Source organism: Parachryseolinea silvisoli (assembly GCF_021190955.1).
Taxonomy (GTDB): domain Bacteria; phylum Bacteroidota; class Bacteroidia; order Cytophagales; family Cyclobacteriaceae; genus Ohtaekwangia; species Ohtaekwangia silvisoli.
In genome coordinates this window covers 1,075,700-1,092,979 of the sequence record NZ_JAIOAO010000003.1, presented here as the reverse complement: position 1 = coordinate 1,092,979, position 17,280 = coordinate 1,075,700, and the positions used below count along the sequence as shown (strand labels likewise).

The window sequence follows — 17,280 nt, the reverse complement described above, 5'->3', positions numbered from 1 at the left end:
TTTGAGCTTACGAAGTAAGACTGCGGACCGGACGGGACTCGAACCCGCGACCTCCGCCGTGACAGGGCGGCATTCTAACCAGCTGAACTACCGGTCCGTTTCACCTTTTCGAAAGATATTCCGTCGAAAGGGAGTGCAAATATAGCGCGGACGTCATGTTCTCCAAATATTCAGAAAACATTTTTTTGCGATGCCCGACGCCACTGCGGCTAGTTGAATTTGAAATAGAACTCGCCGACGATGTTCGAGCTGTCCCAGGTGTTCTGTTTGTTGGCGGAGAGGCGGAGCACGTTGGCCCGTACTTCTTTGAATACCTGCTCAATCGTGAGTCCCGGCTTACGCATGGCTTTGAGTAACTCTTGCGTGTAGAGACCATTACGACCTCCCCCGTCGGCTGCTACGGAGCCGGGGGCGGTGGCATAGGCAATGAAAGAGCCGCGCGCCCGGCGCATCTCCCCTAGCCCACCCGATAGGGATCGGTTGACGGCGGGGAACGGGTTGTTTCGGCAGGCGTCGAGTATGACGATGTTCATGCGAGCGTTCGAGCGCTCCATGTTGCCCAGCACCATGCGCTGTGTCGGAAAGCAATACCGGGCAATGTCGTCTTCAAACTCCACACTGGCATCGACGGGCACCAGGTAATTTTCCTCTTCGTGGCGCACGCCGTGGCCGGCGAAGTAAAACAAGGCAACGGTATTGTCTTTGTCTCCGGCATCAATCTTGTCTTTGAATCGAAGCAACGCCGCCCGAATCTGACCATACGTGGCGTTGGTTAACAACGTTACATCGAAGTTGGATGCTTGGAGCTCCTTCGCCATGTCACTGGCGTCGTTCACTGGATTCTTTAACACCCCCACAGCCTTGGGATATGCACTGTTGCCAATGACAAGGGCGTACCGCTTCTCATTCTTGTATTCATCCGCCAGGCTCGGCTGCGTCGGTACTACAGGTAGTGTCGTGGCGACAACCGGCGTTGTATCCGGTTCCTTTTTTGTAGGGGCAGTATCCTTGCGTGCAGCCGGCGTTTTTGTTTCTGTACGGGGCAGAGATTGTGTACCGGCAGGTTTGGTGTTCTTGGTTGAGACGGTTGTCGTATTGCCAGCGGTGGTAGTCTTAGACGTGCCGGCGTCCGGTGTGCTGCTACGCGAGGCCACACCTTGCTTCTCCAGCTTGTCGAGCTCCCGCTTAATGTCGGCGTTGCCCGGCGCTGCCAGGCTGCCTTCTTTCAAATCGTCATACGCCAGGGGTAGCTGGCCGGTACGCACATACAACTGACTGCGTTCATACAGCAGCTTGGCCTTGGGCTCAGACTGAGTACCCAGCAAACGCAACGCGGCGCTATACGCATCGATGGCGTCTGCCGATGCCCCCAGCTTGTCGTGGGCCTTGGCTTTGAACCAATAGATGTTGCCTTTGTTGGCGTGGTCGCGCAGGATGGTCTCTTCAAAGTCGGGTATGGCGTGCGCGAAGTCATTGGTTTTGTAGTAGGCTAATGCGCGCAAGTAAAACACTTCCGGGTCAAGGGCCTTGTCACGGGTGTTCTTGGTGAGGTACAACGAAAAGTTCTCGATGGCAGCGGTGTATTTCCCCGCCGTGTATTGATCGTAGCCCTTCTCGTAGTATTTAAACTGCGCACTGACGCCCAGCGGCAACAGACACAAGAACCATACAAACCGAAAGAAGTATGCAGGCATATCCAAGCGTAATGCTAAAAGTTATACGAAACGCCGAGCTGAAGGTTTACCGACGGGAAGCCCTCTTTTTTTACCGGGTATTTTTCCATTCCCCGGATAAACGACTCGAAGTCCGTGCCGTAATATTGGTTGTCGTTATACGACTCGGTACTGACGAACGACACCGGAAACGTGTAGCCGATCGAAACCTGCAGAAACGCGGTGAATTTACGGGCAGGAAAAAGCTCTATCCCCGGGCCAACAAAGATTCCACCGGTCACCTGGCTCTGCTCCTTGAGCTCGTCGGATACGTAAACTTCGTCTTCGATCAACTCCGTACCGGGTTCCCACGGGACTTCCCCCAGGGTTTGCCAGTCGTCGCCGTTTTCGATGTCGCCGGCATTTTGTAACACGGTAGCGGTGCCCGTTACTTCCGTGCGGGTAGCATACGTAATAAACGGCTTGGCAAAAGCATATACCGATATGATCGAATTATCGCGTACCGGTATAAAGTTTAACTTTACATTCATGGCCAGCGACAGCAAACTCAGGTCGCCGCCCTTCAGATCAATATACAACCCGTCGTAGTAGGTTACTCCCTGGTCCTGATAGGGCCCACCGATAAAGGCATTGTTAAGGCCCGTTTCTTTGGGGTCGTAGTCAAAGCTGAGGTACGATATCGACGGCCCGATGGTGAGCACGCGGTTCAGGCGTTGCTGGAATCCAATCTCAAAGTTTGCACCGGCTTTATAGTCGCCGATGTTCTTGCCGAGGGTCCACGATGGACCGATGTCAATAAAGATTCCTTTACTGCGATCAATGCGTTCTTTCTTGGCAATGACGCCTTCATCCTGCGCGGTGGCCTGAAATACGACGCCTGTAATGAGTAAGCCTACGAGACATAGAGATTTTTTCATATAGAGGGAAAAGACATGGCTGGAAATATACTATATCCCCGGGGGACGACCGCGTCATCCCCATGTTCATGGGGCCAGGTGGCGCTACTGCGGAATCTTGAAGTAGAACTCTCCGATGATGTTGGAGCTATCCCACGTAAATTGTCTGTCGCCCGAGAGGCGCAGCACGTTCATCCGCACTTCCTTAAAGACCTGCTCGATCGTAAGACCCTGTTTGCGTATCGCCTTGAGCAGCTCCTGCGTATAGAGCCCGTTGCGGCCACCACCGTCGGCTGCCACAGAGCCGGGCGCTGTGGCGTATGCAATGAATGAGCCGCGGGCACGTTTCATTTCACCAAGGCCGCCGCCAATCGACCGGGTAGTGGCCGGGAATGGGTTGTTGCGGCAGGCATCCAAGATTACGATGTTCATACGTGAATTGGTCTGCTCCATGTTGGCCAGCACCATTTTTTGCACCGGGAAGCACATGCGCACGATGTCGTCATCAAACTCCACGTTGGCGTCGATCGGCACCAGGTAATTTTCGTCCTGGAACTGTACGCCGTGGCCCGCGTAGTAAAATAGCCCCACCGTTTGGTCTTTGGGACCGTTCGCCAGGTTCTGCTGAAACTTGCGCATTGCCTCCCGCATTTGCACATAGGTGGCATTGGTGAGCAGCTGCACTTCGAAGTTGGATTTGCGAAGCTCCGTCGTTACATCCGTCGCATCGTTCACCGGGTTCTTTAACGTGCCCATGGTTTTAGGGTACGTGCCATTGCCGATCACCAGGGCATAGCGTTTTTCATCTTTATATGCTGCCGCCAGCGAAGCCACCAGGCTGGCGCTGGACGATGTTTCCTCGGCAGGCTGCGGCGCAGGCTCTACCGGGGGCGTTGTAACAATCTGGGTGCTTGCCACTTGGACGGTAGTGGTAGGCTTCCGGGTAGGCTGATTTGTATTCTTTTTGACGATTACCTGAGTCGTCTTTTTGTCGGTTGTGTTGCCGGCAGGCTCGTTGCGAACCACGGCAGTTTGAGATGGGTCCAGCTCTTTGGCGGCGGCCAGGTCTTTGTTCGCAGCCTCGCGGTTGCCATGACGATTATAGTACTGTGCGCGGTCGGCCAGAATCTGGGCAGTGAGCTTTGTGTTGTGCTCGGCGCTGGTGAGGGCTTCCTGGTATTCGGATTCGGCCGGCTTGCCCAGTTTGTCGTAACAACGGGCTTTAAACCAATGGATCTGCCCTTTATTGTAGTGATTCAGTTCCAGGCACTTATCCAGATCAGCCAGGGCCTTGTCGGGTTCGTTGGTGAAATAATAGGATTGACCACGGTAGAAGTACAAATCTTCATCGTAGCGCTTGTTCCGTTCGGGGTTCGCAATTGCGCCGGAGAAGAGGTCAATGACACCGGCATAATTGGCGGACCTGAATTTTGCGATACCATCGTCGTAAGTGGCAGCATCTTGCGCAAACGCCACTGGCCACAGCAATAGCCAGGCGGCGAGAACCGATAGGGACTTTTTCATAGGGAGGGGCAAAATATCCTTAAAGATACGTATACGGGAAAAATTACGGAACCGTTTTACCCTGGAACAGTCTTGAAAGCAAAAAATGTTAATTTTATGGCCTCTGCCGCATGAGAAGACCACTGTTTTATTTGATTCTGATTGCCCTGCTCCTTCCCGCCTGCAGCAAAAAAGGCACAACTATCACTACTGTGAAGCCAAAATACCACCATCGCTGGTACGATCGTAAGAAGGACCGCCATACACCGCGCATAAAGAAGTTGCGGGTTCGAAACTAACGTTACCGCCCGCTTATCCCAGCCCCTTGACGACAAGGTCGATGTTCTTCCGGAAATAGTTTTTCGGTGGACTCAACTGGTTTACATGCGCCGTCACCACACCTCCGACAAATACGGCGTTGATCAGGTTGGTAATATCACGCGTCGAGATCGTCTTGGTGATCTCCTTGCGGAAGATCGCCTCGAGTATGCACTTCTCGAGCATTTGATCGATCGACATGATCTCGATATTGGTGATGCCATCAATAGAAGGATGAAACATTCGCTTCTCTTCCGGCTTGATAGGAAATGGTTTGGGCGAACGATTTAAGTCAGCCAGATAACCGGCCAGGCTTAACAACAATCCGGGGTGCTCTTCGAACTCGTCGCTAAGACGATCGAATAAATAGTATATTCCTTGCAAGCCTTCGCGGGGCTTGAGTGCAAATTCGACTGAACGTGCCAGGCACCACGCACGAAAATAATATAGCAGGATATCTTCCTTCTGCGGGAAGTACTTGAACAACGTGACCTTGGAGATTTTTACTTTGTCACAGATGTCGTCGACGTATAAATCTCCGAACGACTTTCTCCCAATTAACTTGAGGGTAGTTTCCAGCACTTGCACTTTCAGGCGCGCGGCCTTTTCTTTTCTCAGGCTCATGGTTTTGGTCTTGTCACTTTCTAAACAGCGTGGGAAGTAATACTTTTAACCTGACTTAACCAATGTCCGCATGCCGAAACGCCTTTATCTGCTTTTACTTGCCATAAGTACAGTTGCCTGTCAGCAACAAAAAGTACGCGAGCGTGTTACTGGCGTCCTGGCTGACTCGGCCATGGTCGTGTCGGCACACCCGTTAGCGTCGCAGATCGGCGTCGCCATCCTGCGGCGTGGGGGCAACGCGGTCGATGCTGCGGTAGCAACACAGCTGGCCCTGGCCGTGGTATATCCTAACGCTGGCAATATTGGCGGCGGTGGCTTTATGGTATTACGCCAGGCGAACGGCAACCTCGCCACCCTGGACTACCGCGAAAAAGCACCCCTCGCCGCGACACGCGATATGTATCTGGACAGCGTCGGCAATGCGGTCGACACCCTGAGTTCCGAAGGCCATTTATCGAGCGGTGTACCGGGATCGGTTGCCGGCCTCGCAGAAGCACATGCTAAATATGGACGCCTGCCGTGGAAAGACCTCGTACAGCCGGCCATCGACCTGGCGCTAAACGGCTTTGTCATGACGAAGCGCGAAGCTCGCGGGCTGAACGCCCTGCAAGAACAGCTCATCCTGCTGAATTCAGTCCCTCCCTCCTTCCTGATACGGGAGGCCTGGCAGGCGGGCGACACCATTCGCTGGGAAGATCTGGGCCACACCCTGGAACGCATACGCGACCACGGACAGGCGGGCTTCTACGAAGGCAAAACAGCCGACGACATCGTTGCCGAAATGAAGCGCGGTCACGGGCTCATTACTCACGAAGATCTGAAGGCTTACAAAGCCCTGTGGCGCGACCCGATCGTCGGCCAGTATAGAGGATACAAGATCATCTCGATGGCGCCGCCTTCCAGTGGCGGCATAGCGCTGCTTCAACTGCTGCGCTCGGTGGAGTCTTATCCCATCGGCGACTGGGGCTGGAACTCGGCCAAAGCCATTCACCTCATGACAGAAGCGGAGCGCCGCGTATATGCCGACCGCGCGGCTTATTTGGGCGACCCCGATTTCTACCGCGTGCCCGTACGCGCATTGACGAGCGCATTATATACCGACGAGCGCATGAAGACCTTTGACCCGCGCAGGGCCACCCCGAGCAACACGATCAAAGAAGGCGCCCTTGCGATGCATGAGTCATCGCAGACGACGCACCTGTCGATCGTGGATCCCGAAGGCAACGCCGTAGCCGTTACGACAACGCTCAACGACTCCTATGGATCGAAAGTGATCGTAGCCGGCTCGGGCTTTTTCCTGAACGACGAAATGGATGACTTCAGCGCCAAGCCTGGTTCGCCCAACATGTACGGCGTGGTCGGCGGCGAAGCCAACAAGATCGAACCCGGCAAACGCATGTTGAGCTCGATGACGCCCACTATCATCGAAAAGAACGGCCGGCTGGTGATGGTCGTTGGCACGCCCGGCGGCTCAATGATCATTACCGCCGTATTCCAAACGATCGTGAACGTATTGGATCATCATATGACCATGCAGGAAGCCGTCGCCGCCAAACGCGTGCATCACCAGTGGCTGCCCGACACCATCGCGTTTGAATACGGGGCCTTCTCGCGTGACGACAGCACGGCGCTGACGGAAATGGGCCATGCCTTTGAAGGATACCGCGCGTTCTGTCGTGTGGATGCCATTTTGGTGCGGCCAGACAGCACACTGGAAGGCGGCGCCGACCCACGCGGCGACGATACCGCGGTGGGCTTCTAACACACCGTTATTTCAGGGGGAGATAAGGGTTTTCGGATGGGTGCAGCAGGCCTGCCACCGACGGCCCGTGCATTTCATCGGCGCCGGTGTTACCTTTACGAGATTAACTTCTGAAGAACGTTGAAAAACCGCATACCAGGCATCTTTAAAAACAGGGTATTCCAGCATGTCATGTTCTGGCTCGTACATCTTGTCTTTTACGGCACGCTGTATGGCAGCTTCGAAGATAAGTATCGCCAGACGTTCTCGGAAGAACTCATGTATCTGCCCGGCAAGCTCGTCTTCACCTACTTCACGCTCTACTTCCTGCTGCCCCGCTTCCTGCTGATCGGCCGTTACGGCATGTTTATCCTGTGGTTCGTGACATCGTCATTGCTGGTGGGGCTGTGGCAGCGCTACATCGCGTACGAAGTGCATTATCCCATGTATTACCCGCAATGGCTGAACGATCCCTTCATCCATTTCGGGAAGATCATTAAAATGGTCGTCGGCATCTACCCCATTACATTTACCGCAGTCACCATCAAGCTGCTGAAGCATTGGTATACCAACCAAAAGGCACAGCAGATATTGAAGGAAGAAAAGCTGCAAGCCGAGCTGAAGTTCCTGAAGACACAGATCCATCCGCACTTTCTGTTCAATACGCTCAACAACCTCTATGCGCTCACGCTAAAGAAATCGGAGCGCGCCCCCGACATGGTGCTCAAACTTTCCGAGCTGATCGACTATATGCTTTATGAGTGCTCGGGCGACGCCGTGTCATTGGAGAAAGAGATTAAGTTTATTCAAAACTATATCGACATCGAAAAGATGCGCTACGGCGACAAGCTTGACGTGGACCTGCGGGTGACGGGCGATATCCAGGAGCGTGCCATCGCGCCGCTGATCATATTGCCGTTTGTAGAGAACTGCTTCAAGCACGGCGCGAGCGAATCGCTGGTACAGTCGTGGGTAAAGATCCGCATTGATGTGCAGCCCGCAACGATCATCGTAAAGGTCGAGAATAGCAAGGCTGAAAACGGCCATGGCCGTAAGGAAGGCATCGGTATCCAAAACGTGACCCGACGCCTCGACTTGTTGTTCCCTGATCGCTATACCCTGAAGATTGCCAACGAGGCGGCTACATTCCTGGTAGTGCTGACAGTACACGACACGGCGTCTCTTCGGGAGAAAATAAATTCTGCGGCTTAGCTATATCCTGTTATGAAATGTATCATCGTTGACGACGAACCCCTGGCGATCGAGATCCTCGAATCGTATGCCGCCAAGCTCGACAACTTAGAGATTGCCGGCACCTTTCGCAACGCCCTGGCTGCGTTCACCTTTTTACAAGAGAACACAGTGGATGTTATTTTCCTCGACATCCAAATGCCCCGCCTGTCGGGCATCGATTTCCTGAAGACGTTAAAGAATCCACCGAAGGTCATCTTCACAACCGCTTTTCGTGAATATGCGCTGGAAGGCTTTGATCTGGAGGTAACCGATTATTTATTGAAGCCGATCTCGTTTGAACGCTTCCTAAAGGCTGTAAGCAAGGTGCAGTCGCCGCAGATGACGTCGCCCCCACCCCCCGCCGAGCCACGCGACAGCTATGTCTATTTTAAAGTGGACAAGAAGATGATCAAAACGCGTATTGCCGATATACTCTATATCGAGAGTATCAAAGACTATGTGAAGGTGCGCACACCTGACAAAGAGATTATTACCCAGCAAAAAATTAGTTACCTGGAAGAAAGCCTCCCACGCGAAACATTCTTGCGTATACACCGGTCGTTCATCATCAACGTCGATCGCGTCGATGCGTATTCGGCCACCGAAATCGAGATAGGCAAACACAGTCTTCCGATCGGGCGTAACTACAAGCAGGAAGTTTTAGATGCCCTGTCGAAGAACGTATTCTAACGGTCAGGAAGCTTGTTGCTGCGTCGTGATCAGCGGCACGATCTCTTGTTTATTGGGAAGTCTGATCTCGAAGGTTGTTCCCTCACCAAAATTCGATCGTACCTGGATCGCGCCGCCGAGTTTGTCGATTGCTTCCTTCACGATATAAAGCCCGAGCCCTGCCCCTTCGCTTTTGGCGGTGGCGCGGAAGAACATGTCGAATATCTTGGTAATCAGATCGGGGGAAATACCGATGCCGTTGTCTTCAAAATGAATAAAGGCGTCGGTGCGCGTAATCCGCGCATGTATGCGGATGAACTGCCGCTCTTTGGTTGCTGCGCGGTATTTAATGGAGTTTGATATCAGGTTGTTAAAGATCACGATCAGTCGGTGCGCGTCCGAAAACAGCGGCACGTCTTCTTCTACCACGATCTCTTTATCCATGCAGTCTGAGCCCGAGAGGTAACGCATACGATCAAAGGTTTCTTCAATCAGGCCGCGCAGGTTAACACGCTCGATGCATACCTCGCTGCGGGCATTGCGCGAATAATCCAGGATCTCTTTAAGCGTCTCGTCCAGCTTGTGAATGCTGTGCTCGATACGGCTGAAGTATTCGTGAAAAAGCTTTTGATGATTGTCGTCGTCCATCTTGGCCAATTGTACCAGGCCCAATACCGACATCAACGGTGCGCGCAGGTTGTGCGACACGCTGTAGACAAAGCTATCGAGCTCTTTGTTAATTTTGGTCAGCTCTTCGTTCTGCTTACGCAGGGCTGTTTCTGCCTGGCGACGACGGGTCTCCACCTGTCGTTGGCGCATCGAGTTGGCGATAGCCGACGACAACCGCGCGAGATTTGACTTGAGGACGTAGTCGTCTGCCCCCTGCTTCAAGCAGCTTACGGCGAACTCTTCCGACACGGTGCCCGTCACGAGTATAAACGGTACGTTGTGGCCGTGCTCCTTACAGATCTTGAGCGCCTCGATGGAGTTGAATTGAGGCAACGAGTGATCGGACAGGATCACATCAGGCAAAAATGTCTGTAAGGCCTGCACAAACTCATCGCGCGAATCGACCTGTATCGACGTAAAGTGAACACCGTCTCGTGAGAGCGCGTGCTCGATCAGCCCCACATCGTCCTGCAGGTCTTCTAACATCAAAATCTTCAGTTCCCTTGTAAAAGCGGATTTCATACAGCGGTTCTTTTTAATCTATGTTGGCGCCTGGTTGAGAATCATCCAGAAAAAACCTATCTCGGAAACAGCACGTACGAATTTGTCGAATTCGACAGGCTTCACGATGTAGGCGTTGATTCCCAATTTGTAGGTTTCCAGTATATCACGTTCTTCTTTGGAAGATGTCAGCATGACCACGGGTATGATTCGTTTGTCCTGATCTGCTTTAATCTTCCGCAATACCTCGAGGCCGTCTACCTTGGGCATCTTGAGGTCGAGCAAGATAAGCTTCGGCATGTTGCTTTGTTTTTCTGAGAACAGAAAATTCAATGCCTCTTCGCCGTCCTGCAAATGGAGCAGGTTGTTAGCCAGGTGGTGTTTCCGCAGCGCGCGAATGGTGAGCTCCGCATCGTCGGCGTTGTCTTCTACAAGCAGTATTTCTACGGCGGTTGATTCCATATAGGTTATCGGTCATTTGGGGTTACCGTACGCGGCAGTGAGAAAAAAAAGGTAGCCCCTTGATCCGGTACTGCTTCAGCCCAGACCCTCCCACCATGAAGGGCTACAATGCGATATACCAATGCCAACCCCATGCCTGTCCCCTCAAATTCATCTTCCCGGTGCAGCCGTTGAAAAACACTGAATAACTTGTGTACATACTGCATATCAAATCCTACGCCATTATCACGAATTGAATATACGACCTCTGTGCCTGTCTCAAAAGCGTTAATCCATACTTGGGAAAATTCTTTCGTGCTGCTGTATTTAATAGCGTTAGAAATCAGGTTCGTCCAAACCTGCCGGATGAGGCCTATATTCGCCACCGCCGACGGCAGTGTGTGTACGTGAACTCGCAGCGTTTCGTGCTTTTTTCGATCGACGCTGCCGGCCAGTAAAGTATTGACAAGATCATGCATATTTACCTTTCCAGGGTCAGTGTGCTTCGGCCCACACGCGAAAAATCGAGCAGATCGTCAATCAATCGGCCCACTTTCCGTGCGTTTTTCATAATCGTATCGACTATACGCCGGCCGTTGGCGTCAAGCTTTTCTCCATACTCATCCTGTAAAATCTGTGAGTAACCGTGAATCGACCGCAACGGTGCGCGTAGATCGTGTGACACAGAATATGTGAACCCTTCCAGTTCGCGGTGCAGCTGCCCGGCGTTTTCCTCGGCACGGCTGCGTCCGGCCAGGTGCACCTGAAGTATACCGAACACCGCGGCCAATATGAGGACCGTGGTACCCAGAAGGGAAATAAATGCCACATCGGCGTGCCATATGCGCCGGCTCAGTTCAGCTTCGCGATGATTCAGGTGCGACACCTCCCGGCTCGCTGAAAGCAGCGCGCGGTGGCTGATGTATGCATAAACACCAAGGCTTATCAGGATCGATATCGTAATGATAAATCCGCCTAACACTTTTTTTTTGACATAAAGCTTCATCCTGGTCGCTACCAATCCAAGTCCAAATACCACACTGTCAGGTCATTCTCAGTGCACAGAACAAACGTCTGTGCTTCTAAAACCACTTGCTACGTCTACGAGTGTATGCGTATTGAAACAGGATAGATCACCCGGATGGGCTCCTGAGATCCCGGAACGGACCTCTTCACTATATTACTGGCATAATATGCGCGATGATATACCTGTCCTACGAATCGTTATAACGACGTGCGTCATTCGATACAGTAGCAGCAACACAGTAAATTACAATTTTACAACGGCGTCTTTATTGTTTTTATCGGCCTAACGACATACCTAATCAAGGTAAATTTCGAGAAAAAAGCAAACGGAGCGTTTACATTTTTTTAATAGTGAATTCCACACGTCTGTTCAGCTGCCGTGTTTCTTCCGAATCATTGCTCGCAATGGGCATGGCGCCACCATATCCCTTTCCGGTAATGCGGTTTTTACTAATACCATGCTCTATTAAGTAATCGCGCACTTTGTCGACACGTGCCTGCGAAAGCTTCACGTTTTGTGCCGGTATACCGCGATTATCGGTGTGTCCGGCCAATTCAATCTTAACGCTTGGGTTAGCTTTCAGAAAACCTACTATAATGTCAAGTTCCGAGGACGAGCCCGACAACAGGTTGGTGCGGCCTTGCTCAAACAACACATTACGCAACGCTACGGTCGCTCCTACTTCCAGCGGCTGTAGTTTAAAGTTCATCTCCAATGCCGACATTTCGTACGTACGAATGTTGAGCTTTTCCAGTGTGCTGATGTATCCGACGGCCTCAATGCGCACTTGATATTCTTGCGCGGCGTCTACCTGCACCGTATAACCGGCCGTTTCAGATGCCTTTGCTTCCTTTGTAGCCGTGCTGACCGTAAAGGTAATGCTTGCCGGAATCGACTCGCCTGTTTTGGAATTCGTTACACGGCCGTAAACGCGTACGTGTTTGTCATCGGTCGCGACTGGTGTCGGGATCGTGGCAGCCGTGTCGACTTTCACGACGACAGGTTGCTGCAGGGGCTCGTTACGTCCCTGGAACTTAATATCGCCGTAACCATCGCTGTTTTTGGTGCTGGTGAATAGTGCCAGGTCTTGTGCGGCATATGGACGATAGAAAAGGTCGCGGCCTTCCGTGTTGATGTCTCCGAGGTTTTCGGGCTCGGTCCAGTTCGTCCAGGTGTCATCCAGGCGTGTGGCCTTATAGATATCGAAGCTGCCGCGGCCTTTGCGACCGTTGGTCGAGAAATACATGGTGCGGCCGTCGCTGCTCAACGCCGGGCAGAGCTCCTGGAACTGCGTATTAATAACAGAACCGAGGTTGCGCGGTTCGGTCCAATGGCCGGACACGTCCTTGCGGGTCACGTACAGGTCTTCCACGCCACGGGTGCCATAGGTCTCTGCCGAGAAGACAAACACGTCGCCGGCAGGCATCATCGTGCCATATAGCACACCAGCTTTATTCTGAAAATACGGGATCGTAATGTTGACAGGCTCTCCCCAGCCGGCACCTGTGCGCTGGGCCTGGGCAATGCCCTGCGTGCGCGGAGAGGCGCCACCGGCAGCATAGTGACTCAACAGGTACACGCTGTTGCCATCTTCCGCGAATCCGGCCACACCGTTAAAGCTGCGGTTGTTCAGCAACGGGCCGGCGTGGATAGGTTCGGACCAGGCGTGGTCTTTCAAAACAGCGTACCAGATATCACCAGGGTCTTTCAGACCGCCAGTGTTGTTGGGGTGGTTGGCAATGGTGAAATAGAGGGTCTTCCCATCCGGACCGAGTACCGGATTCAATTCGTCGTAGGGCGAATTGAGAAATTCAAGTGTTCCGCTTTCCAACGGCTGCGCTGTGGAAAGAACTGCGATGCTAAGGAGGGTAAAAAATACAAAGACTCTCATGCCGAACAAACTAACTAATTTCAAAGATATAAATTTCGCGGCTCACTTGCTCACCCAGCGATTGCCTTTGATGGTAAATCGCCAGGGGAGCCTGGCATCTTCGCCTGCGTAGTCAATCCCGATACGGGGACTGGCCTCGATCCGGGCCGCCGTCATCCTCTCGCCACTATCCTCCAACCAAACTTCGTGCTCAAGCAACGATTTTCCATTTAACTTTCTATCAATGCCCATGGCTTTGGTTAATTTGCCCGGGCCGGAGGTTAGGTGAAAAGGATTCTTCAGCGCACCCCGGCGAATTTGCATCTCGGGCAAGCCGACAACAGGCTCCAACGCCCGCACCAAAACCGCTTCGGCGGTGCCCGCTTTGTTGGTGGTCACGTTAAAGAGATGGTGCATGCCGTAGCACAAATAGACATACGCATACCCACCGGGTTCGAACATAATGGCATTACGGGCCGTCTTTCTCCCCTCATATGCATGGCAGCCGCGCTCCTTCCATGAATAAGCCTCGGTCTCGACAATTATCCCGGCGGTGAGAATGCTGTTCTGTTTGGTGTACAATACTTTCCCCAGCAGCTCGCGCGCGATCTTGACGACGTTGTCGCGCTCATAAAACTCTTGTGTCAATCGCATACGGGTATCGGCCCTGTGCAGGGGCACGTTCAACATTTAACAGGTTATTTAACAAATATTGAAAGATAACCATTCAAAACCTTGTTTAACTTGCACGCTTTAAAACCACCAAAATATTTAACCACCATGAAAAGAACGTTTTGGATCGCATTGCTTTTTGCCGCCAGCCTTTCCGCCGGCGCACAAGTAAAGACGCCGGCTCCCAGCACGGCAGGATCCGTATCCACCACCGTCGGACTGACGGACGTTAAAGTGAGCTACTACCGCCCCAGCATCAAAGGCCGCAAGATTTTCAGCACCGACGCTGCCGCCCTTGTTCCCTATGGAAAGATCTGGCGCACCGGCGCTAACCAAGGTACTGTCATATCGTTCTCCGACGATGTGAAGGTAGAAGGTGTATCCGTACCGAAAGGCGATTACCTGCTGCTGACCTGGCCCGGCGAAACTGAGTGGACCGTATCCCTCTATAAAGATTTAACCATGGGTGGCAACACCGGCGCCTACGACAAGGCAAAAGATGCGGCGAACTTCAAAGTAAAAGCTACGACGCTCGCCGAAAAAATCGAGACATTGACCATCAACATTGGCGACATCGCCGCCGACAACAAGAGTGCCAAGGTTCAGATAGCATGGGAAAACACCTCGGTGAAATTCACCGTAACCGTGGACTACGACGCACAAGTGATGAAGTCGATCGAGCAAAACACCAAGGTGAGCCCGAACAACTACTTCCAGGCGGCCGTATATTATTTAGAGACTGGCCGTGACCTGAACCAGGCCCTGACCTGGATCAACGAAGCCGCCAAATCAAACCCTGACGCCTTCTGGATCCTGCATCAAAAAGCGAAGATCCAAAAAGCATTAGGCGACAAGAAAGGTGCTACAGAAACTGCTAACGCCTCTTTGGCCAAAGCGAAAACTGCCGGCAACCGCGACTACCAAATGATGAACGAAGACTTGATCAAGTCGATGAAATAATCTTCGATGTTTGGTGCGGTGTACGCGCCACTCCTAAATAGTCACCCCGTCCATTATCGTTAGATAGTAGACGGGGTGTTTTTTTATCTCCGCTCTCATTCCCACACTCGCTCTGTTTTTTACCTCTTATCAGGATTTTCACAGAGTGCCACAAACATTTTCTTATCTTGGTTCTATAACCCCTTACATCCAGATGAAAATCGTTATCGCTTTCGTGTTGCTTCTCCCGGTTGGGTTGTGGGCGCAAACACCGGTGGATTCACGTCAACGGCCTCTGGTCATTACGCACGTCAATGTAATCCCCATGGATGTGGAACGGGTACTGCCCGATCAGACAGTGGTGATCGAACAAGGCAAGATCAAAGCGATCGGAACGAAGGTGAGCTATGGCAAGAACGCCCTGGTGATTGACGGCAAAGGAAAGTATTTGATTCCGGGCCTTGCCGAGATGCACGCACACGTGCCGCCAGTCGACGAGCTTGAACCCGCCAAAGAAGTGATCACACTCTTCGCCGCGAACGGCATCACCACCATCCGCGGCATGCTGGGCCATCCGCGCCACCTCGAGCTACGCGGCATGCTGCAGCGCCACGAGATCATCGGCCCCGATCTTTACACCGCGGGCCCTTCGTTCAACGGTATGAGCATTACCTCTCCTGCGGCGGGCGCCGACCTGGTGCGCAAGCAAAAAGCAGCGGGCTATGATTTTCTAAAGCTCCATCCCGGACTGACACGCGAGAAGTTTGATACCATCGCCTCTACCGCCAAGCGGGTAGGCATCCCGTTTATCGGCCACGTATCGTCGGGAGTCGGCATCTGGCATGCCATCACATCGGGCTACTCTTCTATAGATCACCTCGACGGCTTTGTCGAAGGATTGGTGCCCGGTATCGAACGTATGAGCGACCAGCAGATTGGTCTCTTTGGTGTCTTCGTAGCCGACCAGGCCGACACCAACAAGATTACCGCCTTGATCCAGGGATTGAAAGCCGGCAACACCTGGGTGGTACCCACACAAGCCCTGGCCGAGCGTTGGATCGCCCCCGGCATGACACCCGAAGCTTTCCGCGCCGAAGCGCCCACCCGCTACATGAAAAAAGAAACCGTCAATCAATGGTGCGAAGCCAAAACAAACCTGGCATCAAACCCGCTCTATAATCCAGAGGCAGTGGTACGCTACGTCAAGCTGCGCCGCCGGCTCATCCTGGCGTGCCAGCAACAAGGTGTTGGGTTGTTGTTGGGGTCCGACGCGCCGCAGGTATTTAATGTGCCAGGCTTCTCCGCCCACCAGGAATTAGAATATCTCGTGCGTTCAGGTCTTACCCCCTACCAGGCTCTGCGGACGGGTACCGTCAACGTTGCTACCTACCTGCATCACGCCGATGCCGGCGTAGTGAAGGCCGGCAATGTAGCTGACCTGGTATTACTAAATGGCAACCCGCTAACCGACATCACACAGACGCGGAAGATCGACGGTGTGATGATGCATGGTTACTGGCTGTCGCGTGCCTACCTGGATCAGGAGCTGAAGAAACTGGAGAAGTAAGAACTACCATGAACTATCGCCCAATCGCTAAAACGTCGCTTCGCATAAGCGAGATCAGCTTCGGCTGCATGTCGCTCGGCAACGATCACGCTACGAACAAGACATTGCTACACCAAGCCTTCGATCGCGGCATCAACTACTTCGATACCGCCGATCTTTATCAGGCGGGCTTCAATGAAGAGACCGTTGGCCGTGCGTTTGCCGGCATGCGCGAGAAGGTCATTATCGCGACAAAGGTTGGCAATCAACTACGTGCCGATGGCAGTGGCTGGGATTGGAATCCGCGCAAGGAGTATATTTTGCAAGCCGTCGAAGCCAGTTTACGGCGATTGCAAACCGATCATATCGATCTATACCAGCTGCACGGCGGTACAATAGATGATCCCATCGACGAAACAATCGAAGCATTTGAGCTCCTGCAACAGCAAGGAAAAATCCGGCACTATGGCATCTCGTCCATTCGACCGAATGTGATTCGTGAATATTGCCGCCGATCGCATATGGTGAGTGTGATGATGCAATACAGCGTGTTGGACCGCCGTCCGGAGGAATCGTGTTTGGCGTTACTGCACGAGCATCAGATCAGTGTGCTGGTGCGGGGCAGCCTGGCAAGTGGATTATTGATCAACAAACCGGCGAAGACTTACCTGACGCACAGCGCGGAAGCGGTAGAAAAAGCATCGTCCAAAGTACAGCAAGTGGCTACGGGCGATGCATCAAAAACGTCCGTGGCGTTAGGATATGTACTCCATCATCCTGCCGTGACGAGCGCTGTAGTCGGTATTCGCACGGACGCACAGTTGGCCAACGTCGCTGAGGCCGTGCGTCACGCTACGTTGAGCGAGTCATCGTTACAAGCATTACAGCAGTCCGTTCCGCAGCTGGTCTACGATCAGCACCGGTAGTATAAATATCCTATGATCCCGTTTTCTCTATC

The 17,280-nt window shown here is 52.8% G+C and carries 16 protein-coding genes and 1 tRNA gene; 6 read left to right on the top strand and 11 right to left on the bottom strand.

Annotated features, from left to right (window positions below; translation table 11 throughout):
- Window positions 1–23: 23 nt before the first annotated feature.
- The 5 genes from K7P01_RS21570 to K7P01_RS21550 form a co-directional block, all read right to left on the bottom strand.
- A tRNA-Asp gene (locus tag K7P01_RS21570) sits at window positions 24–97 on the bottom strand.
- A 112-nt stretch (window positions 98–209) separates the two neighbouring features.
- The gene (locus K7P01_RS21565) at window positions 210–1,694 is read right to left on the bottom strand and encodes a caspase family protein (protein ID WP_267296657.1); all 1,485 of its coding nucleotides are present in this window, start codon (window positions 1,692–1,694) and stop codon (window positions 210–212) included.
- A gap of 14 nt (window positions 1,695–1,708) precedes the next feature.
- Entirely contained in the window at window positions 1,709–2,590 is an 882-nt protein-coding gene (locus K7P01_RS21560; protein WP_267296656.1) for a hypothetical protein, read from the bottom strand.
- Window positions 2,591–2,674: 84 nt separating this feature from the next.
- Window positions 2,675–4,093 carry a caspase family protein gene (locus K7P01_RS21555; RefSeq protein WP_267296655.1) on the bottom strand — a complete coding sequence of 473 codons (1,419 nt, stop codon included), beginning with the start codon at window positions 4,091–4,093 and terminating at the stop codon, window positions 2,675–2,677.
- A 291-nt stretch (window positions 4,094–4,384) separates the two neighbouring features.
- The gene (locus K7P01_RS21550; protein ID WP_267296654.1) at window positions 4,385–5,014 is read right to left on the bottom strand and encodes a TetR/AcrR family transcriptional regulator; all 630 of its coding nucleotides are present in this window, start codon (window positions 5,012–5,014) and stop codon (window positions 4,385–4,387) included.
- A gap of 70 nt (window positions 5,015–5,084) precedes the next feature.
- Between K7P01_RS21550 and ggt the strand changes: the two genes are divergently transcribed.
- The 3 genes from ggt to K7P01_RS21535 all read left to right on the top strand — a co-directional run bounded on the left by ggt (window position 5,085) and on the right by K7P01_RS21535 (window position 8,678).
- Window positions 5,085–6,776: a gamma-glutamyltransferase gene (ggt, locus tag K7P01_RS21545; RefSeq protein ID WP_267296653.1), complete on the top strand. Its 1,692-nt coding sequence runs from the start codon at window positions 5,085–5,087 to the stop codon at window positions 6,774–6,776.
- A gap of 171 nt (window positions 6,777–6,947) precedes the next feature.
- Window positions 6,948–7,967, top strand: a complete 1,020-nt coding sequence (locus K7P01_RS21540) for a sensor histidine kinase (RefSeq protein WP_267296652.1) — start codon at window positions 6,948–6,950, stop codon at window positions 7,965–7,967.
- A 12-nt stretch (window positions 7,968–7,979) separates the two neighbouring features.
- Window positions 7,980–8,678, top strand: coding sequence for a LytR/AlgR family response regulator transcription factor (locus K7P01_RS21535; RefSeq protein ID WP_267296651.1), 699 nt, complete (start codon window positions 7,980–7,982; stop codon window positions 8,676–8,678).
- Between the two features lie 3 nt (window positions 8,679–8,681).
- On the opposite strand, the gene K7P01_RS21530 is transcribed toward K7P01_RS21535, so the two are convergent.
- From K7P01_RS21530 to K7P01_RS21510, 6 genes are all read right to left on the bottom strand, one after another.
- Window positions 8,682–9,848: an ATP-binding response regulator gene (locus K7P01_RS21530; RefSeq protein ID WP_267296650.1), complete on the bottom strand. Its 1,167-nt coding sequence runs from the start codon at window positions 9,846–9,848 to the stop codon at window positions 8,682–8,684.
- 18 nt (window positions 9,849–9,866) lie between these two features.
- On the bottom strand, window positions 9,867–10,289 hold the full coding sequence (locus tag K7P01_RS21525; protein WP_267296649.1) for a response regulator: 423 nt from the start codon (window positions 10,287–10,289) through the stop codon (window positions 9,867–9,869).
- 5 nt (window positions 10,290–10,294) lie between these two features.
- Window positions 10,295–10,747 (bottom strand): sensor histidine kinase, encoded by a 453-nt coding sequence (locus K7P01_RS32175; RefSeq protein WP_397311131.1) that lies wholly within the window; start codon window positions 10,745–10,747, stop codon window positions 10,295–10,297.
- 2 nt (window positions 10,748–10,749) lie between these two features.
- A complete protein-coding gene (locus K7P01_RS21520) occupies window positions 10,750–11,307 on the bottom strand; it encodes a histidine kinase dimerization/phospho-acceptor domain-containing protein (protein ID WP_267296648.1) in 558 nt (185 codons plus the stop codon).
- 322 nt (window positions 11,308–11,629) lie between these two features.
- Window positions 11,630–13,186, bottom strand: a complete 1,557-nt coding sequence (locus tag K7P01_RS21515; protein ID WP_267296647.1) for an OmpA family protein — start codon at window positions 13,184–13,186, stop codon at window positions 11,630–11,632.
- Window positions 13,187–13,228: 42 nt separating this feature from the next.
- Window positions 13,229–13,819, bottom strand: a complete 591-nt coding sequence (locus K7P01_RS21510; RefSeq protein WP_267296646.1) for a DNA-3-methyladenine glycosylase — start codon at window positions 13,817–13,819, stop codon at window positions 13,229–13,231.
- A gap of 126 nt (window positions 13,820–13,945) precedes the next feature.
- Here K7P01_RS21510 and K7P01_RS21505 point away from each other — a divergent pair, with 126 nt between their 5' ends.
- From K7P01_RS21505 to K7P01_RS21495, 3 genes are all read left to right on the top strand, one after another.
- A complete protein-coding gene (locus tag K7P01_RS21505; RefSeq protein WP_267296645.1) occupies window positions 13,946–14,797 on the top strand; it encodes a DUF2911 domain-containing protein in 852 nt (283 codons plus the stop codon).
- A 193-nt stretch (window positions 14,798–14,990) separates the two neighbouring features.
- A complete protein-coding gene (locus tag K7P01_RS21500; protein WP_267296644.1) occupies window positions 14,991–16,343 on the top strand; it encodes an amidohydrolase family protein in 1,353 nt (450 codons plus the stop codon).
- A gap of 8 nt (window positions 16,344–16,351) precedes the next feature.
- Window positions 16,352–17,248, top strand: coding sequence for an aldo/keto reductase (locus K7P01_RS21495; protein WP_267296643.1), 897 nt, complete (start codon window positions 16,352–16,354; stop codon window positions 17,246–17,248).
- The last annotated feature ends 32 nt before the right edge of the window (window positions 17,249–17,280 follow it).